Annotated in this window: 17 protein-coding genes and 1 pseudogene; 13 read left to right on the top strand and 5 right to left on the bottom strand. The window is 63.9% G+C overall.

The annotated features are described in order from the left end of the window. Positions 1-106 precede the first annotated feature (106 nt). The gene (locus AAFX91_RS24240; protein ID WP_130583928.1) at positions 107-880 is read right to left on the bottom strand and encodes an SDR family oxidoreductase; all 774 of its coding nucleotides are present in this window, start codon (positions 878-880) and stop codon (positions 107-109) included. 173 nt (positions 881-1053) lie between these two features. On the opposite strand from AAFX91_RS24240, the gene AAFX91_RS24235 reads away from it, so the two are divergent. Then, positions 1054-2133 carry a tartrate dehydrogenase gene (locus tag AAFX91_RS24235; RefSeq protein WP_394568190.1) on the top strand — a complete coding sequence of 360 codons (1080 nt, stop codon included), beginning with the start codon at positions 1054-1056 and terminating at the stop codon, positions 2131-2133. A 210-nt stretch (positions 2134-2343) separates the two neighbouring features. On the opposite strand, the gene AAFX91_RS24230 is transcribed toward AAFX91_RS24235, so the two are convergent. From AAFX91_RS24230 to AAFX91_RS24220, 3 genes are all read right to left on the bottom strand, one after another. Beyond that, positions 2344-3255, bottom strand: a complete 912-nt coding sequence (locus tag AAFX91_RS24230) for an NAD(P)-dependent oxidoreductase (protein ID WP_130583926.1) — start codon at positions 3253-3255, stop codon at positions 2344-2346. A 30-nt stretch (positions 3256-3285) separates the two neighbouring features. Next, the gene (locus AAFX91_RS24225) at positions 3286-4536 is read right to left on the bottom strand and encodes a Zn-dependent hydrolase (protein ID WP_130583925.1); all 1251 of its coding nucleotides are present in this window, start codon (positions 4534-4536) and stop codon (positions 3286-3288) included. 113 nt (positions 4537-4649) lie between these two features. Next, positions 4650-5567 (bottom strand): LysR family transcriptional regulator, encoded by a 918-nt coding sequence (locus AAFX91_RS24220; RefSeq protein ID WP_130580306.1) that lies wholly within the window; start codon positions 5565-5567, stop codon positions 4650-4652. A gap of 119 nt (positions 5568-5686) precedes the next feature. Here AAFX91_RS24220 and AAFX91_RS24215 point away from each other — a divergent pair, with 119 nt between their 5' ends. The 6 genes from AAFX91_RS24215 (at position 5687) to AAFX91_RS24190 (ending at position 11385) form a co-directional block, all read left to right on the top strand. Continuing rightward, positions 5687-6505 (top strand): putative hydro-lyase, encoded by an 819-nt coding sequence (locus AAFX91_RS24215; RefSeq protein WP_394568188.1) that lies wholly within the window; start codon positions 5687-5689, stop codon positions 6503-6505. 176 nt (positions 6506-6681) lie between these two features. Further along, the gene (locus AAFX91_RS24210) at positions 6682-7926 is read left to right on the top strand and encodes an ABC transporter substrate-binding protein (RefSeq protein ID WP_130580304.1); all 1245 of its coding nucleotides are present in this window, start codon (positions 6682-6684) and stop codon (positions 7924-7926) included. Positions 7927-8098: 172 nt separating this feature from the next. Next, on the top strand, positions 8099-8977 hold the full coding sequence (locus AAFX91_RS24205) for a branched-chain amino acid ABC transporter permease (RefSeq protein ID WP_394568187.1): 879 nt from the start codon (positions 8099-8101) through the stop codon (positions 8975-8977). Beyond that, positions 8977-9969 carry a branched-chain amino acid ABC transporter permease gene (locus AAFX91_RS24200; RefSeq protein ID WP_394568186.1) on the top strand — a complete coding sequence of 331 codons (993 nt, stop codon included), beginning with the start codon at positions 8977-8979 and terminating at the stop codon, positions 9967-9969. The genes AAFX91_RS24205 and AAFX91_RS24200 overlap by 1 nt, the downstream gene beginning before the upstream one ends. Then, positions 9966-10697 (top strand): ABC transporter ATP-binding protein, encoded by a 732-nt coding sequence (locus AAFX91_RS24195; protein ID WP_394568191.1) that lies wholly within the window; start codon positions 9966-9968, stop codon positions 10695-10697. The genes AAFX91_RS24200 and AAFX91_RS24195 overlap by 4 nt, the downstream gene beginning before the upstream one ends. Beyond that, positions 10681-11385: an ABC transporter ATP-binding protein gene (locus AAFX91_RS24190; protein WP_394568185.1), complete on the top strand. Its 705-nt coding sequence runs from the start codon at positions 10681-10683 to the stop codon at positions 11383-11385. Before AAFX91_RS24195 ends, AAFX91_RS24190 begins: the two co-directional genes overlap by 17 nt. 212 nt (positions 11386-11597) lie before the next feature. Here AAFX91_RS24190 and AAFX91_RS24185 read toward each other — a convergent pair whose 3' ends face one another. Continuing rightward, positions 11598-12263: an aldolase gene (locus tag AAFX91_RS24185; RefSeq protein ID WP_394568184.1), complete on the bottom strand. Its 666-nt coding sequence runs from the start codon at positions 12261-12263 to the stop codon at positions 11598-11600. A gap of 77 nt (positions 12264-12340) precedes the next feature. Between AAFX91_RS24185 and ltnD the strand changes: the two genes are divergently transcribed. The 6 genes and pseudogenes from ltnD to AAFX91_RS24155 form a co-directional block, all read left to right on the top strand. Further along, entirely contained in the window at positions 12341-13270 is a 930-nt protein-coding gene (ltnD, locus tag AAFX91_RS24180) for an L-threonate dehydrogenase (protein WP_394568182.1), read from the top strand. A gap of 262 nt (positions 13271-13532) precedes the next feature. Then, entirely contained in the window at positions 13533-14315 is a 783-nt protein-coding gene (otnI, locus tag AAFX91_RS24175; RefSeq protein ID WP_394568181.1) for a 2-oxo-tetronate isomerase, read from the top strand. Continuing rightward, positions 14312-15589 (top strand): 3-oxo-tetronate kinase, encoded by a 1278-nt coding sequence (otnK, locus tag AAFX91_RS24170; RefSeq protein WP_394568180.1) that lies wholly within the window; start codon positions 14312-14314, stop codon positions 15587-15589. Before otnI ends, otnK begins: the two co-directional genes overlap by 4 nt. Before the next feature lie 184 nt (positions 15590-15773). Then, complete coding sequence (locus tag AAFX91_RS24165; RefSeq protein ID WP_282529526.1) at positions 15774-17465, top strand: methyl-accepting chemotaxis protein; 1692 nt, start codon at positions 15774-15776, stop codon at positions 17463-17465. A 203-nt stretch (positions 17466-17668) separates the two neighbouring features. Then, positions 17669-20848 carry an efflux RND transporter permease subunit gene (locus AAFX91_RS24160; protein WP_394568178.1) on the top strand — a complete coding sequence of 1060 codons (3180 nt, stop codon included), beginning with the start codon at positions 17669-17671 and terminating at the stop codon, positions 20846-20848. Beyond that, positions 20838-20990 (top strand): annotated as a pseudogene (locus AAFX91_RS24155) (efflux RND transporter periplasmic adaptor subunit); the annotation flags it as partial. The gene AAFX91_RS24160 and the pseudogene AAFX91_RS24155, both read left to right, overlap by 11 nt. Positions 20991-21065 lie beyond the last annotated feature (75 nt).

Raw genomic sequence — 21065 nt, 5'->3', positions numbered from 1 at the left:
CCGCCTGCATCAAAATCCCGCGCCAAGTCCCTTCAGTCTCCACTTGGTCGCCTGATCCCAATTCTTGCCCAGCCTGTTCGCTTCACCCGGGCTACGATCGAATCCATCACCACCCCGCACTGATGCCGCCGTCCACCGTGTAGATCACGCCCGACGTATAACCCGCGCGGTCGGACGCGAGGAAAGCCATGAGGTCGGCGATCTCGCGCGCGTGGGCGGGACGGCCGAGCGGCAGGCTCTTCTGGAATTCCTTGTAGCGGTTCTCGTCGCCGAACTGATGTTTGGCGCGGGTCTTGAGCAGCGTGACATGACGGTCGGTGCCGACGGGACCGGGATTGATGCCGACGACGCGGATATTGTCGGCGAGACTCTTGCCGCCGAGCGCGCGGGTCAGCGCCATCAGCGCGGCGTTGCCGGCGCTTCCGGCGATGTAGTTGGCATCGAACTTCTCGCCGGCGGCGCCGATGTCATTGATGATCACGCCACCGCCGCGGGCCTTCATCTGCGCGTAGATCGCGCGGGTGAGGTTGATATAGCCGAACACCTTGAGTTCCCAGGCGTGCCGCCAGGTCGCCTCATCGATCTTGTCGATCGAGCCGCCGGGGATATCGCCGGCGTTGTTGACGAGGATGTCGATATCGGCAGCCTCTCTTGCCAATCGCGTCAGATCCTCCGGCTTGCGCAGGTCGACGACGGATGTGGCGGCATCGATCTGGTGGACCGAGCGCAGGCGGTCGGCCAGCGCCTTCAACTGGTCGCCGCTGCGGGCGGCCAGCAGCAGATGGCAGCCTTCCTCGGCAAAGGCCTCGGCGGCGGCCGCGCCGATGCCCTTGGAGGCGCCGGTGATCAAGACGCGCTTGCCGCGCAGATGCAGGTCCATGGCAATACTCGCTGTGCTGGAGAGGATTGGAAAAAGTCGGCGAAATTGGTAGGCGGCAGGTGGGACGGCGGTCAACATTGCACTGCAGCGTTGCGCCAAGGCGAAGTTTGGTCCATTGCAGGGCTCGAGAATAGACGGCGCCTCAAGCCGGGCAAATCACAAGGGTGTTCTTCATGGCCAACGCAAAGAAACAGTATCGGATCGCGGTCATTCCCGGCGACGGCATCGGCAAGGAAGTCATGCCCGAAGGCTTGCGCGTGCTCGAGGCCGCCGCGAAGAAACATGGCGTTGCCGTGCAGTTCGACCATTTCGATTTCGCCTCTTACGACTATTACGCGAAGCACGGCCAGATGATGCCTGACGATTGGAAGGAGAAGATCGGCAAGCACGACGCGATCTATTTCGGCGCGGTCGGCTGGCCGGCCAAGATTCCGGATCATGTCTCGCTGTGGGGCTCGCTGATCAAGTTCCGGCGTGAGTTCGACCAATACGTCAACCTGCGCCCGGTGTGGCTGATGCCGGGCGTGCCGTCGCCGCTCGCGAACCGCAAGCCCGGCGATATCGACTTCTGGGTGGTGCGCGAGAACACCGAAGGCGAATACTCATCGGTCGGCGGCCGGATGTTCCCGGACACCGAGCGCGAGTTCGTGACGCAGCAGACGGTGATGACGCGCATCGGCGTCGACCGCATCCTGAAATTCGCCTTCGATCTGGCGCAGTCGCGGCCGAAGAAGCATCTGACTTCGGCGACCAAGTCGAACGGCATCTCCATCACCATGCCCTATTGGGACGAGCGCGTGGAGGCGATGGCCAAGACCTATCCGTCGGTGAAGTGGGACAAGTACCACATCGACATCCTGACCGCGAACTTCGTGCTGCATCCGGACTGGTTCGACGTCGTGGTCGGCTCCAATTTGTTCGGGGATATCCTCTCCGATCTCGGCCCGGCCTGCACCGGCACCATCGGCATTGCGCCGTCGGGCAATATCAATCCGGAAGGCGATTTCCCGTCGGTGTTCGAGCCGGTGCACGGCTCGGCGCCCGATATCGCAGGGCAGGGCATCGCCAATCCGATCGGCATGATCTGGTCGGGCGCGATGATGATGGAGCATCTCGGCGAGAAGCAGGCGGCGGATGCGGTGGTCGGCGCGATCGAGCGCACGCTTGCCGAACGCACGCTCCGCACCCGCGACCTCGGCGGCAATGCCGACACGGAGACTTGCGGCAAGGCGGTCGCTGAGATGGTGGATTGAGCTGGCTCCTCATGGTGAGGAGGCGCGTCTTCGCGCCGTCTCGAACCATGAGGCCCCGATCTCGCCTGCGGCCCATCCTTCGAGACGCCGCTGTGCGGCTCCTCAGGATGAGGGCGGAGTGTGCGGGAGCCTCGTAGGGTGGGCAAAGCGAAGCGTGCCCACCGTCAAGAGCGTCGCAAGGAATGGTGGGCACGCTTCGCTTTGCCCACCCTACGACTTCACGATGCGCCGGCAATGCTCCCACGCTGCTTGCAGGAGGTTCTCGCTGGCCTCCGGCGTGCGGAAGGCGGAATGCGCCGAGAGCGTCACGTTCGGCAGTTTCGTCAGCGGATGATCGGCGGGCAGCGGCTCGACGGTGAAGACATCGAGGCCGGCGTGGCGGATGTGGCCTGACTTCAGCGCATCGATCATCGCGGCTTCGTCGACGATGGCGGCGCGGGCGGTGTTGACGAAGATGACGCCCGGCTTCATCGCGGCGATGCGCTCGCGGGTGATGAAGCCCCTCGTGTCGTCGTTGAGCAGAAGATGCAGCGACACGACATGGCTCTGCGCGAGCAGCGTGTCGAGATCGACGAAGTCGACGCCCGGATAGCTCTTCGGCGAGCGGTTCCAGGCGATCACGCGCATTCCCGATCCGAGCGCGATGCGTGCGACTTCAGCCGCGATGCCACCGAAGCCGATCAGGCCGAGCGTCTTGCCGGTGAGCTGCATGCCGTCCTCACGCAGCCAATTGCCGGCGCGCATCTCGCGGTCCATCTGTGCCAGCACGCGCGCGGAGGCCCACATCAGCGCAACAGCGGATTCCGCCACGGCGGTGTCGCCATAGCCCTTGATCAGATGCACGGAGATGCCGAGCTCGGCGAGCTCCTCCGGATTCATGTAGCTGCGCGCGCCGGTGCCGAGGAACACAACGTGCTTGAGCCCGGTGCATTGCTTCGCGATGTCGGTCGGCAGCGCGGTGTGGTCGATGACGGCGATCTCGGCGCCGTCGAGCACTTTTGGCAGTTGGTCGGAAGTGACGTCCGGATCGCGGTGCACGCGCACCTCGGGGTCGCCGGGTTTTTCCAGCCGCTCGAAGATCACCGCAAGCGATTCATTGGCGTCGACAAAAACCCCGCGCACAGCACTTCTCCGTCTTGCTTGGTGGACCGATCAGGACGCGACGCCGGCGAGCGCCAGCACTGTATGCATCAGCACGTTGGCGCCGGCGGCGCAATCGGGTTGGGTTGCGTCCTCGAGCTCGTTGTGGCTGATGCCGTCCTTGCAGGGCACGAACACCATTGCCGCCGGCATCACCGCGTTGAGGTTGCAGGCGTCGTGGCCGGCGCCCGAGGTGATGCGCCGGTGCGAATAGCCGAGTTGCTTCGCGGCGTTCTCGACGGCATCGACCAGCTTGGGATCGAAATGCGTCGGCGGCTTGCGCCAGACCAGGTCGAGCGTGACCTCGACCTTGCGTCGCGCCGCGATCTCGGCAATGGCTGCGCGCAGGTCCTTGTCCAGCGCGTCCATGATGGCGGCATCGGCGCTGCGGCAGTCGAGGGTGAAGGCGATCTCGCCGGGAATGACGTTGCGCGAGGGATTTGCGATCACGGCTTCACCGATGGTGCCGACCGCGTTCGGCCCGTGCTTCCTGGCGATGCTCTCCATTGCCAGCACGATCTCCGACAACGTCGCCAGCGCGTCGCGTCGCAGCGGCATCGGCGTCGAGCCGGCATGGCTCTCGAAGCCGGTGATCTTGCCGTCGTACCACAAGACGCCCTGGCCGGAATCGACCACGCCGATGGTCTTGTTCTCGGCTTCCAGGATCGGGCCCTGCTCGATATGCAACTCGACGAAGCCCGAGAATTTTTGCGTGCCGACCGGCGTCGTGCCGCGATAACCGATGCTGTCAAGCGCCTCGCCGACCGTGACGCCCTCGGCATCCCTGCGCGACAGGATGTCGTCAGTGGTGAAATCGCCGACATAGGCGGCGGAGGCCATCATTGCCGGTGCGAAGCGCGAGCCCTCTTCATTGGTCCAGTTGCAGATGCAGATCGGCATCTCGGTCTCGATGCCGGCATCGTTGAGCGTGCGCACGACTTCGAGCGCGGCCAGAGTGCCAAGTACGCCGTCATATTTGCCGCCGGTCGGCTGGGTGTCGAGATGCGAGCCGAGCCCGATCGGCGGCTTCGACATGTCGCGGCCCTTGCGCAGGCCGAACATCGAGCCGAGCGCGTCGACGTGAACCTCCAAGCCTGCGTCCTCGCAGGCCTTGCGGAACCAGTCGCGCACCTGCTTATCCTCGGCGCTCAAGGTCAGCCGCCGCACGCCGCCTTTCGGCGTCGCGCCGAATTTGGCGGTTTCGTGAATCGTGCCCCAGAGGCGGGCGGAATCGATCTGCAGGTTGGATGCGGCTCGGCTCATGCGCTTGTTACCTTTTCGCAGTCATTCCGGGGCGCCCGAAGGGCGAACCCGGAATCTCGAGATTCCGGGTTCGATGCTAACGCATCGCCCCGGAATGACGGTGATTGTCTTGTTCAATGACGCGCCCGCAGCGCCTCGTCAACCGACGGGCTCGCTTGCGCGATCTGGCGCGCGAGATCGGCGACGCGCTCGACTGCGGCAATATCGGGAGAGGTGAGCCAGCTTGCGTTGAAGGTGAGCGGCGCCATCTTGATGTCGGTATCGAGCAGTTGCAGCCGTCCGTCGGCGAGTTCGTTCTCGACGATGGCTGACGGGATCACGGCAATGCCGAGCCCTTCGATCGCCATGTGGATCACCGTTGCCAGCGAGGCGCTGGCGTGCAGCCGGATCGGCGGCAGGTCCGGCCGTTCGAACACCGCGCGTACGCTTTCGTAAGGCACTGTCTTGCGGGGAAAGGTGATGATCGGAAAGCGCGCCAGGTCGCGCCGCGCCACCGGGCCGTTGCCGAGGCCAAGCGCCGGGCTCGCCAGAAATCCGATCGGATAGTCGCAGAGCACGCGGCTCTGCACGCCCGACGCCGACAGCGGCCCCACCACGAAGGCGAGCTCGATCTCTTGCGCGAGCAGCCGCGCGCTCAAATTCGGCGTGATGTCGACCTCGATTTCGAGCGACAGGTTCGGATAGACCTCGTTGACGCTCTTGACGAGGCGCGTCAGCCAGGTGTGCACGATGGTCTCGGCGACACCGAGCCGCAGCACGCCGCGCATCGCGGAGCGGTCGCCGATCTCCGCCATCATCTCCGAGCGCAGCCCGATCAGCTTCTCGGCATAGACCATCATCTGCCGGCCGCTCGGCGTCGGCGAGGCCACCCGATGGTCGCGGTTGAGCAGCTTCACGCCCAGCTCGCGTTCGAGCTGGGCGATGCGTTGGGAGATCGCCGGCTGGGTCGTGTTGAGCCGCTGAGCCGCCCCACGGAAGCTTCCGAGCTTGACCACCCAGAGGAACGTTTCGATCGACCTGAAATCAAGCATTGGAAGCTTTTTCCTATCCGATAAGTTGGATTTATCGAATTCGATTAGAAAGGAAGATTAGACTTTATAGCACGCTTGGTGTTGGCTGCACTTGTTGAGATATTAGGCAGGTCGATTTAATGACTGTTTTTGTGGCAGTGCAGCAAGCCGGTTACACCGACACCATGCTTCCGAGCCGAGAGGCCCGCTTGGCCTGCCGCAACGGGATGGCTTCGAGTACTGCCGGGGTGGCGAACGGCTTTGTCCAAGGCAACCTGGCCATCCTGCCGGAAACGCTCGCCGGCGCCTTCCACCGCTTCTGCCAGCTCAACCCGAAGCCGTGCCCGATCATCGGCATGTCTGAAGTCGGCGATGTCAGCATTCCTGCGCTCGGCCTCGACCTCGACATCCGCACCGACGTGCCGCGCTATCGCGTCTGGCGCGACGGCGAGGTCGTGGAGGAGCCGACCGACATCATGCAGCATTGGCGCGACGATCTCGTCGCCTTTGTGCTCGGCTGCTCGTTCTCGTTCGAAGAAGCGCTGATGGACGAGGGCCTGCCGATCCGCCACATCGAGCGCAACGTGCGGGTGCCGATGTACCGCACCAATATTGCCTGCCGCCCAGCGGGCCCGTTCGCGGGACCGATGGTAGTGTCGATGCGTCCGTTCAAACCGGCCGATGCGATCCGCGCGGTGCAGGTCACCTCGCGTTTTCCCTCCGTGCACGGTGCGCCCGTGCATCTTGGCCATCCGCACCTGATCGGCATCGACGACATTGCAAAGCCCGACTATGGCGATCCGGTTCAGGTCGAAGCCGATGAGATCCCGGTATTCTGGGCATGCGGCGTGACCCCGCAGGCGGTGATCGCGAGTGCAAAGCTGCCATTCGCAATCACGCATGCGCCGGGACTGATGCTGATCACCGATCTCAGGAACAAACAATTGGCGGTGCTGTAGAGCATGATCCGAAAAAGTGGAAACCGGTTTTCCGAAAAGATCATGCTGCATGATCCGATTCCGTCTAAATCGGATCGTGCTCGAATGGGCAGCGCCTGCCGTTTCTTGAGGCTTTACCGCAACCGTCATCCGTTTCATTCGAGAGCTACGCTTCAATTAAGGGGGAATTTCCGCAAATGACGATCACTCGCCGCAATGTGTTGCTTGGAGCCACCGCTGCCGCCGCGCTCGCGCCGATCGCTGCGCGCGCGCAAACCAGTGAGGTGGTGATCGGCGTGATCTATCCGCTGTCCGGCGCCAGCGCCCAGATTGGCGTCGACGCGCAAAAGGCATTCGAGACCGCGGCCGACATCATCAACAAGAACTATGATTTCGAGCTGCCGCTCGCCAAAGGCGAGGGCCTGTCCGGCCTCGGCGGCGCCAAGGTCCGCCTCGTCTTCGCCGATCACCAGGCCGATCCGCAGAAGGGCCGCGCCGAAGCCGAGCGCCTGATCACGCAGGAGAAGGTTTGCGCCATCGTCGGCACCTACCAGAGCGCGGTTGCCGTCACCGTCAGCCAGATCTGCGAGCGCTACCAGATTCCGTTCATCTCGGCCGACAATTCCTCGCCGAGCCTGCATCGCCGCGGCCTGAAATTCTATTTCCGCGCAGCACCTCATGACGAGATGTTCTCGACCGCGATGTTCGACTTCTTCGATGCGATGAAGAAGAAGGGCACCAAGATCAACACCCTGTCGCTGTTCCATGAGGATACGATCTTCGGCACCGACTCCGGCAACGCGCAGACCAAGCTCGCGGGCGAGCGCGGCTACAAGATCGTTGCCGACATCAAGTACCGCGCCAACTCGCCGTCGCTGTCGGCCGAGGTGCAGCAGCTCAAGGCTGGTAATGCCGACGTGCTGATGCCCTCGAGCTACACCACCGACGGCATCCTCCTGGTGAAGACCATGGCCGAGCTCGGCTACAAGCCGAATGCGATCGTGGCACAGGACGCCGGCTTCTCCGAGAAAGCGCTGTATGACGCGGTCGGCGACAAGCTCGAAGGCGTGATCTCGCGCGGCAGCTTCTCGCTCGATCTCGCCGCCAAGCGGCCGATGGTCGGCAAGATCAACGCGATGTTCAAGGAGAAGTCGGGCAAGGACTTCAACGACTATTCGTCGCGCCAGTTCATGGGCCTGATCGTGATGGCTGATGCCATCAACCGCGCCAAGTCCACCGATGGCGAGAAGATCCGCGAGGCGCTGGTCGCGACCGACATGCCGGGCGAGGTGACCATCATGCCCTGGAAGCGCGTGAAGTTCGACGACATGGGCCAGAACAACGACGCCGATCCGGTGCTGCTGCAATATATCGGCGGCAAGTTCGTTACGATCTTCCCGCCGCAGGCGGCCGTCGCCGAAGCCGTCTGGCCGATGAAGTAACCGGCGCGGGCAGAGGATATAACGTTGTGATGTTGGATTCCACGACAGCCGCACGTTCCGTTATTGCGAGCGAAGCGAAGCAATCCATGCCGGCACGAGGTCGAGCAGTGGATTGCTTCGTCGCTTCGCTCCTCGCAATGACGAATGGCGAGGTCGGTGCGGAGAAACAGCGGTGACAGCCGAGACCATTATCCAGTCGCTGGCGAGCGGCCTCCTGATGGGGCTGCTTTATGGGCTGATCGCCGTCGGGCTGGCGCTGATCTTCGGCCTGATGGACGTCGTGAACTTCGCCCATGGCGAGTTTCTGATGATCGCGATGTACGCGACATTCTTCCTGTTCGCGTTCTTCGCGATCGACCCGCTGTTGTCGGCGCCGCTGGTGGCGGCGGCGCTGTTCGTGTTCGGGGCGATCGTCTATCTGTTGATCGTGCGCTTTGCCGTGCGCGCCAAGGCCAACGCCGGCATGGTGCAGATCTTCTCGACCTTCGGCCTTGCGATCGTGATGCGCGGACTGGCGCAGTTCTTCTTCACGCCCGACTATCGCAGCGTCACCAATTCCTGGCTCGGCGGGAAAACCATCTCGATTGGCGGCATCTTCCTGCCGGAGCCGCAGCTCGTCGGCGCGCTGGTGTCGATCGCGGCCTTCGCGGGGCTCTACTTCTTTATCCATCGCACCGATTTCGGCCGCGCGCTGGAAGCAACGCGTGAGGACGCCGGTGCAGTGGCGCTGGTCGGCATCGACAAGAACCGGGTGTTCGCGCTCGGCTGGGGCCTCGGCGCCGCGTTGGTCGGGCTCGCCGGCGCGATTATGGCGATCTTCTTCTATGTCTATCCCGATGTCGGCGCGTCCTTCGCGCTGATCGCCTATGTCACCGTGGCGCTCGGCGGCTTCGGCAGCGTGTTCGGTGCTTTCGCCGGCGGCATCATCGTTGGCCTGGTCGAGGCGACCACGGCGCTGATCCTGCCGCCGTCGCTGAAATCGGTCGGCATCTACGCGGTCTATCTGCTCGTCGTTTTCGTCCGCCCGCGCGGCCTGTTCGGGTCGATGTGATGGACAAGGATTTTACCAGGCGGCGCCGCCGCGAGTTGATCGTCGCCTTTTGCCTTGCGGCCGTCGCCGCGCTGGTGCCGCTGTTCGTGAAGGACGTCTACGTCCAGAACGTCATGGTGCTGACGCTGATGTATGCGGCGCTGTCGCAGAGCTGGAACATCCTGTCCGGCTATTGCGGACAGATCTCGCTCGGCCACGCGCTTTATTTTGGGCTCGGCGCCTACACGACCGCGCTGCTGTTCACCAAGTTCGGCGTGCTCCCCTGGTTCGGCATGCTCGCGGGCGGCGCGCTCTCGGCGCTGATCGCGATGGCGCTCGGCTATCCCTGCTTCCGCCTGCGCGGGCACTATTTCGTCATCGCCACCATCGTCATCGCCGAGATCGGGCTGCTGCTGATCCAGAACTGGGACTGGGCTGGGGCGGCGCTCGGCATCGACATCCCCGTGCGCGGCGATAGCTGGCTGAAATTCCAGTTCACGCGCAGCAAGCTGCCCTATTTCTATTTCGCGCTGGCGCTCGCCTGCGTCGCCTGGTTCGTCACTTGGTGGCTGGAGGATTCCAAATGGGGCTATTGGTGGCGCGCGGTGAAGGACAATCCGGATGCCGCGGAAAGCCTTGGCGTCGTCGTGTTCAATTCCAAGATGGGTGCAGCGGCGGTGTCCGCGTTCCTGGTCGCGGTTGGTGGCAGCTTCTACGCGCAGTTCGTCTCCTATATCGATCCTGAAAGCGTGATGGGTTTCCAGTTCTCGCTCCTGATGGCGCTGCCCGCGGTGCTCGGCGGCATCGGCACGCTGTGGGGGCCGGTGCTTGGCGCCGTGATCCTGATCCCGCTGACCGAACTGACCCGTTCCTTCATCGGCGGTTCGGGACGCGGCGTGGACCTGATCGTCTACGGCACGCTGATCGTGCTGATCTCGCTGGCGCTGCCGAGAGGACTGGTGAGCCTGTTCGCATGGCCCAAGTTCTTATGGCGCAAGGTGGCCGTGCGATGACGGCGCTCCTGGAAACCCGAGGCGTCTGGCAGCGGTTCGGCGGCCTCGTCGCCAATAGCGACGTCTCGATCTCGGTCGGCCGCGGCGAGATCGTCGGGCTGATCGGCCCCAACGGCGCCGGCAAGTCGACCCTGTTCAACCTGATCGCCGGCGTGCTGCCGCCCACTCAAGGCTCGATCTGGTTCGATAGCGAGGATGTCACGAGATTGGCGGCGGCGGAACGCTGCCAGCGCGGCATCGGCCGCACCTTCCAGGTCGTCAAAAGCTTCGAGACCATGACGGTCCTCGACAACGTCATCGTCGGCGCGCTGATCCGCAACACGGTCATGCGCGTGGCCCGCCGCAAGGCGCATGAAGTGCTGGAATTCTGCGGGCTCGGCGCGCGTGCCGACGTGCCGGCAAGCGACCTGGTACCATCAGAGAAGCGTCGGCTTGAGGTCGCCCGTGCGCTTGCGACCGAACCAAAACTCTTGCTGCTCGACGAAGTCTTGACCGGCCTGACGCCGGTGGAAGCCAAGACCGGCGTCGAACTGGTGCGCAAGGTGCGCGACACCGGCGTCACGGTGCTGATGGTCGAGCACGTCATGGAAATCGTGATGCCGCTGGTCGACCGCGCCATCGTGCTCGACCTCGGCAAGGTGCTGGTCGAGGGCAAGCCGTCCGAGGTCGTCCGCGATCCGAAGGTCATCACTGCCTATCTTGGGGATCGTCATGCTGTCGGTGCATGAAGTCACCACCGCCTATCAGGGGCTGGTCGCGATCTCCGCCGTCTCGATCGAGGTCGCCAAGGGCGAGATCGTCTGCGTCGCCGGCGCCAACGGGGCCGGCAAGTCGACACTTCTGAAATCCATTGCCGGCGCGGAGCGCCCGCGCTCCGGCACCGTCACCTTCGACGGGGCGCGGATCGACGGCAAGCCGCAGCATATCATCACCGCGGGCGGCATTGCTTTCGTGCCGGAGAACCGACGGCTGTTTCCGCGCCTCTCGGTGCGCGACAATCTCCGCCTCGGCAGCTATCTCTACCGCCGCGAAGCCAACCGCGACGAGCCGCTGGACCTCGTGTTCAAATTGTTCCCGCGGCTCTCGGAGCGGCTGGAGCAGCGCGCCGAGACGCTGTCCGGCGGTGAGCAGCAAATGCTCGCGATCGGCCGCGCGCTGATGACCCGCCCGCGGCTGTTGATGTTGGACGAGCCGTCGCAGGGCATCATGCCAAAGCTGGTCGACGAGATCTTCCAGGCGGTGAAGCGCATCCGCGACGCCGGCATGACCGTCCTGATCGTCGAACAGCGCATGGCCGAATGTCTCGAAATCGCCGACCGCGCCTACATCCTGCAAACCGGCCGCGTGCTGATGCAGGGACCGGCCGCCGAGATCAGCACCAATCCCGACGTACGCAAGGCGTATCTGGGGCTTTGACGCGGGCCACTGTCCCCGTCATTGCGAGCGCAGCGAAGCAATCCACCTCTCCACACGCGCGGACAAATGGATTGCTTCGCTGCGCTCGCAATGACGAAGCGATAGTTCCCCGTCATGCCCGGGCTTGTCCCGGGCATCCACGATCTTTCTTTCTTCGGATGCAAAGAACGTGGATGGCCGGGACAAGCCCGGCCATGACGAATTCGGAGAGGCTAGTGCCCGTGCTCCGGCAGCTTTAGCCCGAACACCTTCGTCAAATCCGCCACCTGCTCGGGCGATAGATATCGCGGGTTCAGACCGCGCAGCAGCAGATAGAGCCTCGCGGTTTCCTCCAGTTCCTCCGTCGCGAACACCGCGGCCTCCAGCGTGTCGCCTGAAACCACCGGTCCATGATTGGCGAGCAGCACGGATGAATATTTGCCCGCCAGCCCCTTGATCGCGTCGGCCACCGCAGGGTCGCCGGGACGATAATAAGGCACCAGCGCAGTCTGGCCGCATTTCACCACATAATAGGCCGTCAACGGCGGCAGCGCGGCGCGCGGGTCGATCTCGGGCAGCATCGAGAGTGCCACCGAATGGGTCGAATGCAGATGCACCACGGCGCGCGCCGCACCGCGGGTCTGATAGAGCGCGGTGTGCAGCGGCACCTCCTTGGTCGGCGCGTCGCCCGAGACCAGCCGTCCATCAGCATCGAGCCGCGACATCCTGCTAGGGTCGAGGAAACCGAGCGAGGCATTGGTCGGCGTCACCAGCCAGCCGCCGTCATCAAGCCTCACGCTGATATTGCCTGACGAACCCGGCGTCAGCCCGCGCTCGAACAGCGAGCGGCCGAAGCGGCAGATTTCCTCACGGAGCTTTGTTTCGCTCATGGCAGCCATACCCGTTTCCCGCCTTGTCTCACGCTTTGGCACCGCGGCCAAGCCGTGATACGCAGGGGCAAGACACCAAGAAGAATGTGAGGGACCGCCGCATGCCAGACCAGTCAAAAACCCGCGTTGCCGTGATCGGGCTCGGCTCGATGGGATCAGGCATGGCGACCTCGCTGTTGCGCGCGGGCTTTGCGGTGACCGGCTGCGACGTCTCCGCCGACAGCGTCGCGCGGTTCGTCCAGAGCGGCGGCAAGGGCGCCACGACGCCGAAGGAAGCCGCCGATGGCGCCGACATCGTGGTCAGCGTGGTCGTCAATGCCGCGCAGACCGAAACGATCCTGTTCGGCGAAAATGGCGTGGCCGAGACGCTGCCGAAGGGATCCGTGTTTGTCTCCTCCGCGACCATGGACCCCGATGTGGCGCGGCGCTTGGCAAAGCAGCTCGAGGCGACCGGACGGCATTATCTCGATGCCCCGATCTCCGGCGGCGCCCAGCGCGCGGCGCAGGGCGAACTCACCATCCTCGCTTCCGGCAGCGCGGCGGCATTCGCCAAGGCCCGTCCCGCGCTCGATGCGATGGCGGCCAAGCTCTACGAACTCGGCGATGCGGCCGGGCAGGGCGCCGCGTTCAAGATGATCAACCAGCTCCTCGCCGGCGTGCATATCGCCGCCGCCTCGGAGGCGATTGCGTTCGCGGCCAAACAGGGGCTCGACATCCGCAAGGTCTACGAGGTGATCACGGCCTCCGCCGGCAATTCCTGGATGTTCGAGAACCGCATGCCGCATGTGCTCGACGGCGACTACACGCCGCGCAGCGCGGTGGAGATTTTCGTCAAGGACCTCGGCATCATCCAGGACATGGCTCGGTCAGCGAAATTCCCGGTACCAGTCGCAGCCGCAGCGCTGCAGATGTTTTTGATGACGGCCGCCGCCGGCATGGGGCGCGACGATGACGCCTCAGTGGCGCGGATGTACGCCCGCGTCACCGGCGCCAAGCTGCCGGGCGAACCGAAATAGAGCAGATGAGATCAGGTCGAGTTGTATCCGCGATGAACGCTACGCTCCCTCTCCCGCTTGCGGCAGAGGGCCGGGGTGAGGGTGTCTCCGCGATGGGACTATCCGTGGGGAGAGAGCCCTCACCCGCTGCGCCAAGAGCGCCATAGCCGAAGCCTCGCTTCGGCGTGTCTTAAGAACGGCCGCCGAAGGCGGCCTAGGCTCTCCCGCAAGCGGGAGAGGTGAAGTCAAATCGCATCACGCCATAGCAAACAGAGGTCAGTCGATGCCCCGCTTTGCCGCCAATCTCACCATGATGTTCAACGAGGTTACGTTCCTCGACCGTTTCGAGGCCGCGGCGAAAGCCGGCTTCACCGCGGTGGAGTTCCTGTTTCCCTATGACCATCCGGCGAAGGAGGTCGGCGAGCGGCTGCGCAAGAACGGCCTGACGCAGGCGCTGTTTAACCTGCCACCGGGCGATTGGGCGGCCGGAGAGAAAGGGTTCGCGGCGCTGCCGGACCGGTTTGCCGATCTGCAGGCGAGCCTTGCCACCGCGCTGCCTTATGCGGAGGCGACCGGCGTCAAGCGCGTGCACCTGATGGCGGGGATCGCGGAGAGGAGCGACAGCAGGGCAGTCGAGGCATTTTATAAATCCGTCACATGGGCTGCTGAGTTCTTCGCGCCGCACGGCCTCGACGTCGTGATCGAGCCGATCAATCCGCGCAACGTCCCCGGCTATTTCCTCAACGATTTCGGCTTTGCCAGCGACCTGATCAAAGAATTGAAGATTCCGAACCTGAAGCTGCAGTTCGACATCTATCACTGCCAGATCATCCATGGCGACGTCACGATGCGGCTGCGCGAGATGATGCCGATCATCGGCCACACCCAGGTCGCCAGCATCCCCTCGCGCAACGAGCCCGATGGCGAAGAGCTGAACTACCCGTTCCTGTTCGATGAGCTTGACCGGCTCGGTTATGCCGGCTTCGTCGGCTGCGAATATAATCCGCGCGGCAAGACCACCGATGGCCTCGGCTGGTTCAAGCCCTATGCCGGAGCAAAAGCATGACGCTCGCGCTTGGCTGCATCGCCGACGACTACACCGGCGCCTCTGATCTCGCCAACACATTGACCCGCGCCGGCCTGCGCACGGTGCAGACGATTGGCGTGCCCTCGGACGATCTCGCTCTGCCCGAGGTCGATGCGGTGGTGGTCTCGCTGAAGAGCCGCTCGATCGAGGCGAGCCAGGCGGTCACACGCTCGCGCGCGGCGGAGAAATGGTTGCGTAGCCGCGGCGCGGAGCATGTGCTGTTCAAGATCTGCTCGACCTTCGATTCCACCGACGCCGGCAATATCGGCCCGGTGATGGATGCGCTGCGCGAGGATTCCGGCGACAACATCGTGCTGGTCACGCCGGCATTCCCGGAAACCGGCCGCACCGTATACCAGGGCAATCTGTTCGTCGGTTCGGTGCCGCTGAATGAAAGCCCGCTCAAGGATCATCCGCTCAACCCGATGCATGACTCGAACCTGGTGCGGGTGCTGGCATGCCAGAGCAGCACCAAGGTCGGGCTGGTCGACCTTGCTACCATTGCGCGTGGCCCCGACGCTGTTCGCGCGCGTCTTGCCGATCTTGCCGCCGGCGGATTTGGCGCCGCCATCATCGATGCTGTGTTCGACCGCGACCTCGGCATCATCGGCACTGTGGCGCTGGATCATCGCGTTTCGGTCGGCGCTTCCGGGATCGGGCTCGGGCTTGCCCGGGCGCTGGTTGACTCGGGCAAAGTCAGGCCGGAGGCCGCGAGCGCGACGGCCGAGGCGCTGGTCGGAGGGCCAGCCGCCTGTCTCGCCGGAAGCTGCTCGCAAGCGACACTGCAGCAGATCGCCAATGCCGAGCGCAGCATGGCCGTACTTCATCTCGATCCCGAGCGGATCGTGACCGGCAAGGATGAACTCCATCGCGCGCTCGCCTGGGCGCGCGACCGGATCAGCGAAGGGCCGGTGCTGATCGCCAGCAGCGCCACGCCCGACGAAGTCGCAGCTCTGCAGTCCCGTCATGGGCGTGATGCAGCAGGGCATGCCATCGAGCAGGCGATGGCAGATATCGCGGAATGCCTCGTTGAAGACGGCGTGCGTCGATTGGTGGTCGCCGGCGGTGAGACGTCAGGTGCCGTGGTCGATCGTTTGCGAATCCCAGGTTTCCTCGTCGGCGCCGAGATCGCCGCTGGTGTGCCAGTGCTGCGTGCGGTCGGCGCGAACAAAGGTGAGATGCTGCTTGCTTTGAAATCAGGCAATTTCGGCGGCCCGCAATTTTTCTCGGACGCGCTTGCGCTGATGCGCTGATCGCGTGTCGCGTCGTTCATTTGTTAGTGACGGTTTTCGCCTACCGTAACTCTACGGAGGGACAAATTAACGCGACCTCAGAAGTTGCGCGGTTTGATCGCCAGTAAGGCATCCTTCTAGACCAAACCAAAGCACCTTGCATCACCCGACGCGCCCGACACGCGCAACACCAAGAGATTTTCAGATGTTCGCCAAATACTCGATCCGCGCCAAGATCATCACCGTGGTTGCGCTGCTGCTCGTCGCAATGACCGGCATGGGGCTCCTCGCCGTCCGCAACATGCAGGCGATCAATGCCAATACGGTCGACATCACGACGAGCTGGCTGCCGAGCGTCCGGGTGCTCGGCGAGCTTCGCGCCAGTGTCATTACCTACCGCAACGTGATCCGCGAGCATATGCTCTCGGAAACGCTCGAGGAGAAGTTGGCGGCGGAGAAGACCCTGGTCACCGTTGTTGAGGGCGACATAAAGGCCCGCAAGAGCTATGAAGCGATGATCACCTCCCCGGAGGAGCGGGCGCTTTACAATCAATGGTCTGAAACCTGGGATCGATACAAGAAGGGCACCGAAGAGGTGATGGCGCTGTCGCGCAGGGATGTCGGCAAGATCCCGCATGACGCCCATGAGCTGAACAGCAAGACCGTGAACAAGATCGGGCTCGACGCCGACGCGGTTCTCCTCAAGGACATCGAACTCAACAAGACGGGCGCCGACAAGGCTGCGGAGGACGCCGCCGCCAACTACTCTTCCGCCTTCGCGATACTCGCTTTCATCCTCTTGGCCGCGGTGCTTGTTGGCGCGGTCGTCAGTTTCCTGCTGATCCGCGACGTCTCGGCTGGGATCGCTTCCATCGTCAAGCCGATGCAGGCGCTCGGAAATGGAGACCTGACCGCCGAAGTCCCGCACCAGGGTGAGAAGACCGAAATCGGCACGATGGCCGATGCGCTCCAGGTGTTCAAGGAAGCCCTGATCGCCAAGAGGGCCGCCGACGAGGCTGCAGCCGCCGACGCCGAAGCCAAGATCGAGCGTGGCCGCCGCGTCGACGCCATCACCCGCAATTTCGAGACCATGATCGGCGAGATCGTCCAGACCGTCTCTTCCGCCTCGAGCCAGCTCGAAGCCGCGGCCGGCACGCTCTCCTCGACCGCCACGCGCTCGCAGGAATTGACCACCGCGGTCGCCTCCGCCTCGGAAGAGGCGTCCACCAACGTGCAGTCGGTGGCGTCGGCGACCGAGGAGCTGTCATCGTCCGTCACCGAGATCAGCCGCCAGGTCCAGGAATCGGCGCGGATGGCGGGCGACGCCGTCGGCCAGGCCCGCAGCACCAACGACCGTGTCAGCGAGCTCTCGAAGGCGGCGGCGCGGATCGGCGACGTCGTCGAGCTCATCAACACGATCGCGGGCCAGACCAACCTGCTGGCGCTGAACGCGACCATCGAGGCAGCGCGCGCCGGCGAGGCCGGCCGCGGCTTTGCGGTGGTCGCCTCCGAAGTGAAGGCGCTGGCCGAGCAGACTGCGAAAGCCACCGGCGAGATCGGCCAGCAGATCACCGGCATCCAGGCCGCCACCCAGGACTCGGTGAACGCGATCAAGGAAATCAGCAACACCATCGAACGGCTGTCGGAAATCTCCTCGACCATCGCCGCGGCGGTGGAGGAGCAGGGCGCGGCCACGCAGGAAATCTCCCGCAACGTCCAGCAGGCCGCCCAGGGCACCCACCAGGTCTCGGCCAACATTACCGACGTGCAGCGCGGCGCGACCGAGACCGGTTCGGCCTCCACGCAGGTGCTGTCGGCAGCAAAGGCGTTGTCCGGCGACAGCAGCCGCCTCAAGGTCGAGGTCAGCAAGTTCCTGGAATCGGTACGGGCGGCTTAATTACTTAATTAGTTGCGATAATTCCCGGCCGCGGTTCACTCCGCGGCCGGTCCGGCCCGGCAGCTATGTCGAGGATGTGAACGCGGATTGCGTCGCGCAAAGTTGGCTTTTGGCCCGTTTTTCGCTAGATCGACGCAAGTGAATTGGCCTGTAGGGGCGCCAATCCCCCGTTCATTTTACGGGTTCCGGGGAATAACTCGTCAATGGTTGCACTGGTCCGTATCGCGCTGAGCCGGCCGTATACGTTTGTCGTGCTCGCGCTGCTTCTCCTCATTGTCGGACCGCTCGCTGCCCTGCGCACGCCCACCGATATCTTTCCCGACATCCGGATCCCCGTGATCGGGGTGGTCTGGCAGTACACCGGCCTGCCGCCGGACCAGATGTCCGGGCGCATCACCACGCCATTTCAGCGCGCGCTAACGACCACCGTCAACGATATCGAGCATATCGTCGCGAATTCCTACAACGGCTTCGGCATCATCAAGATCTTCTTCCAGCCGAACGTCGACATCCGCACCGCCAACGCCCAGGTCACGGCGATCTCGCAGACGCTTTTGAAGCAGATGCCACCGGGCGCGACGCCGCCTTTGATCCTGAACTACAGCGCCTCCACAGTGCCGATCATCCAGGTCGCGCTATCAGGTGAGGGGCTGACCGAGCAGAATCTCGCCGATATCGGCATCAACCAGCTCCGCACGCCGCTCGTCACCGTGCCCGGCGCCGCCATACCCTATCCGTTCGGCGGCAAGCAGCGACAGGTACAGATCGACCTCAACTCCACGGCGCTGCAGGCGCGCGGCCTGTCGGGGCAGGACGTGGCCAATGCACTCGCTGCACAAAATCTGATCACGCCGGTCGGCACGCAGAAGATCGGTCAGTTCGAATACAACATCCAGCTCAACAACTCGCCGCTCAAGATGGAGGATCTCGGCAATCTGCCGATCAAGACCGTCAACGGCGCCATGGTCTATGTGCGGGACGTCGCCACCGTGCGCGACGGCAACCCGCCGCAGACCAACATCGTCCATGTCGACGGCAACCGCTCGGTGCTGATGATGGTGCTGAAGGCGGGCGCGATCTCGACGCTCGATATCATCGCGGGCATCAAGCAGAAGGTGATCGACGTCAAGGACCAGCTTCCGGACGCGCTGAAGATCGGCTTCATCGGTGACCAGTCGGTTTTCGTCCGCGGCGCCATCACCGGCGTCGCCTTCGAAGGCGTGATCGCCGCATTGCTGACCAGCGTGATGATCCTCCTGTTCCTCGGGAGCTGGCGATCGACCATCATCATCGCGGTCTCGATCCCGCTCTCGGTGCTCGGCGCCATCATCATGCTGTCGGCGATCGGTGAGACCCTCAACATCATGACGCTTGGCGGATTGGCGCTCGCGGTCGGCATCCTCGTCGACGACGCCACCGTCACGATCGAGAACATCAATTACCATCTGGAGCAGGGCAAGCCGGTCGAACAGTCGATTCTCGACGGCGCCAACCAGATCGTCACGCCGGCATTCGTCTCGCTGCTCTGCATCTGCATCGTGTTCGTGCCGATGTTCTTCCTGACCGGCGTTGCGCGCTTCCTGTTCGTGCCGATGGCGGAAGCGGTGATGTTCGCGATGATCTGGTCGTTCATCCTGTCGCGCACGCTGGTGCCGACGATGGCGAAATACCTGCTGCAGCCGCATGTGCATCACGAAGGCGGGCTGCCGCCGACGCGCAATCCATTCAAGCTGTTCCAGCGCGGCTTCGAGGCGCGGTTCGAGCGCATCCGCCGCGGCTATCGCGACATGCTGGCGATGGCGCTCGGACGCCGCGCCGTCTTCGTCACCGGATTCCTCGGCTTCGTCGCGGTGTCCATGCTGCTGGTGCCGTTTTTGGGACGCAACTTCTTTCCGTCGGTCGACGCCGGCAACATCCTGATGCACGTCCGCACCCAGGTCGGCACCCGCGTCGAGGAGACCGCCAACCAGCTCGCCGAGGTGCAGAAGGCGATCCGCAAGATCATCCCGCCCGAGGAGATCGACACGCTGGCCGACAACATCGGCATGCCGATTTCCGGCATCAACATGACCTACAACAACACCGGCGTGATCGGTCCGCAGGACGGTGACATCCAGGTCAAGCTGAAGGAAGGCCACAGGCCGACCGAGGAACATGTCCAGGCGTTGCGCGAGCAGTTGCCGCGGATGTTCCCCGGCATCAGCTTCGCGTTCCTGCCCGCCGATATCGTCAGCCAGATCCTGAACTTCGGCGCGCCGGCGCCGATCGACCTGCAGATCCGCGGCGCCAATCTCGACGCCAATTTCGCCTATGCCAACAAATTGCTGAGCCGGATCCGCCGCATTCCCGGCATTGCGGACGCGCGCATCCAGCAATCGCCGAACAGCCCCACCTTCAATATCGATGTCGACCGCACCCGCGCGCAATATGTCGGGCTGACCGAGCGCGACGTCACCAACAGCCTCGTCGTCAATCTCGCCGGCAGCTCGCAGGTCGCACCGACCTATTATCTCAATCCGGACAACGGCGTGTCCTATTCGATCGTGATGCAGACGCCGCAATACCAGATCGACTCGCTGAGTGCGTTGCAGACGTTGCCGATCACCGCGAGCAACAACCCACAGTCGCCGATCCTGGGCGGCATTGCCGACATCACGCGCTCGACCTCGAGCGCGGTCGTTTCTCAATACGACATCCAGTCCATGGTGCAGATCTACGCCACCACGCAGGGCCGCGACCTCGGCGCTGTCGCCACCGACGTCCGGGCGCTGATCGCCGAGACCGCAAAGGACGTGCCGAAGGGAAGTTCGGTGGTGCTGCTCGGTCAGGTGCAGACCATGAACAGTGCGTTTTCGGGCCTTTTGTTCGGCCTGCTCGGCGCCGTCGTGCTGATCTATCTCCTGATCGTCGTGAACTTCCAGTCCTGGTCCGATCCATTCGTGATCATCACCGCGCTGCCGGCGGCGCTCGCCGGCATCATCTGGATGCTCTTCACCACCCAAACCACGCTGTCGGTGCCGGCGCTGACCGGCGCAATCATGTGCATGGGCGTCGCCACCGCCAACAGCGTGCTCGTCATCAGCTTCGCCCGCGAGCGCTATGAGCAGCTCGGTGATCCCATTGCCGCCGCGCTTGACGCCGGCTTCGTCCGTTTCCGCCCGGTGCTGATGACCGCGCTGGCCATGATCATTGGCATGGCGCCGATGGCGCTGGGACTGGGCGAGGGTGGCGAGCAGAACGCCCCGCTCGGCCGCGCCGTGATCGGCGGCCTGATCTTTGCAACGTTCGCGACGCTGATGTTTGTTCCCGTCGTCTTTAGTATGGTACACAAGAAGCAAGGCGCCAGCGCCGCCGCCGCACCGGAGATGTCGCATGCCCACTGACCAACGCCCGCCGGTCTCGCGCTGGAAACTGGGCATTTTCGGGCTTGCGGCCGGTGTCGGCCTGGTCCTCGTCGTCATCACCGGCATCCGTGCCCGCGAGGAGCAGGGCACCAAGCTCAAGGAATGGACCGATAGTCAGGCCTGAAATGGACCCGCGGAGCGGGACCGCTTGAACCGGTTTGTTAGTTGGAAACTGACCGCTCCTGATCCCTTTCTA

It is taken from the genome of Bradyrhizobium sp. 31Argb, assembly GCF_043638955.1.
GTDB lineage: Bacteria > Pseudomonadota > Alphaproteobacteria > Rhizobiales > Xanthobacteraceae > Bradyrhizobium.
This window is presented reverse-complemented; position numbering and strand designations above follow the sequence as displayed.

What these genes read in the sequence shown, in the direction of transcription:
- AAFX91_RS24200 (WP_394568186.1), top strand. Translation starts at nt 8,977, where the DNA reads ATGGACAAGGATTTTACCAGGCGGCGCCGCCGCGAGTTGATCGTCGCC.
- otnK (WP_394568180.1), top strand. Translation starts at nt 14,312, where the DNA reads ATGACGCTCGCGCTTGGCTGCATCGCCGACGACTACACCGGCGCCTCT.
- AAFX91_RS24220 (WP_130580306.1), bottom strand. Translation starts at nt 5,567, where the DNA reads ATGCTTGATTTCAGGTCGATCGAAACGTTCCTCTGGGTGGTCAAGCTC.
- AAFX91_RS24195 (WP_394568191.1), top strand. Translation starts at nt 9,966, where the DNA reads ATGACGGCGCTCCTGGAAACCCGAGGCGTCTGGCAGCGGTTCGGCGGC.
- AAFX91_RS24190 (WP_394568185.1), top strand. Translation starts at nt 10,681, where the DNA reads ATGCTGTCGGTGCATGAAGTCACCACCGCCTATCAGGGGCTGGTCGCG.
- AAFX91_RS24160 (WP_394568178.1), top strand. Translation starts at nt 17,669, where the DNA reads ATGGTTGCACTGGTCCGTATCGCGCTGAGCCGGCCGTATACGTTTGTC.
- otnI (WP_394568181.1), top strand. Translation starts at nt 13,533, where the DNA reads ATGCCCCGCTTTGCCGCCAATCTCACCATGATGTTCAACGAGGTTACG.
- AAFX91_RS24235 (WP_394568190.1), top strand. Translation starts at nt 1,054, where the DNA reads ATGGCCAACGCAAAGAAACAGTATCGGATCGCGGTCATTCCCGGCGAC.
- AAFX91_RS24210 (WP_130580304.1), top strand. Translation starts at nt 6,682, where the DNA reads ATGACGATCACTCGCCGCAATGTGTTGCTTGGAGCCACCGCTGCCGCC.
- AAFX91_RS24185 (WP_394568184.1), bottom strand. Translation starts at nt 12,263, where the DNA reads ATGGCTGCCATGAGCGAAACAAAGCTCCGTGAGGAAATCTGCCGCTTC.
- AAFX91_RS24240 (WP_130583928.1), bottom strand. Translation starts at nt 880, where the DNA reads ATGGACCTGCATCTGCGCGGCAAGCGCGTCTTGATCACCGGCGCCTCC.
- AAFX91_RS24215 (WP_394568188.1), top strand. Translation starts at nt 5,687, where the DNA reads ATGACTGTTTTTGTGGCAGTGCAGCAAGCCGGTTACACCGACACCATG.
- AAFX91_RS24165 (WP_282529526.1), top strand. Translation starts at nt 15,774, where the DNA reads ATGTTCGCCAAATACTCGATCCGCGCCAAGATCATCACCGTGGTTGCG.
- AAFX91_RS24225 (WP_130583925.1), bottom strand. Translation starts at nt 4,536, where the DNA reads ATGAGCCGAGCCGCATCCAACCTGCAGATCGATTCCGCCCGCCTCTGG.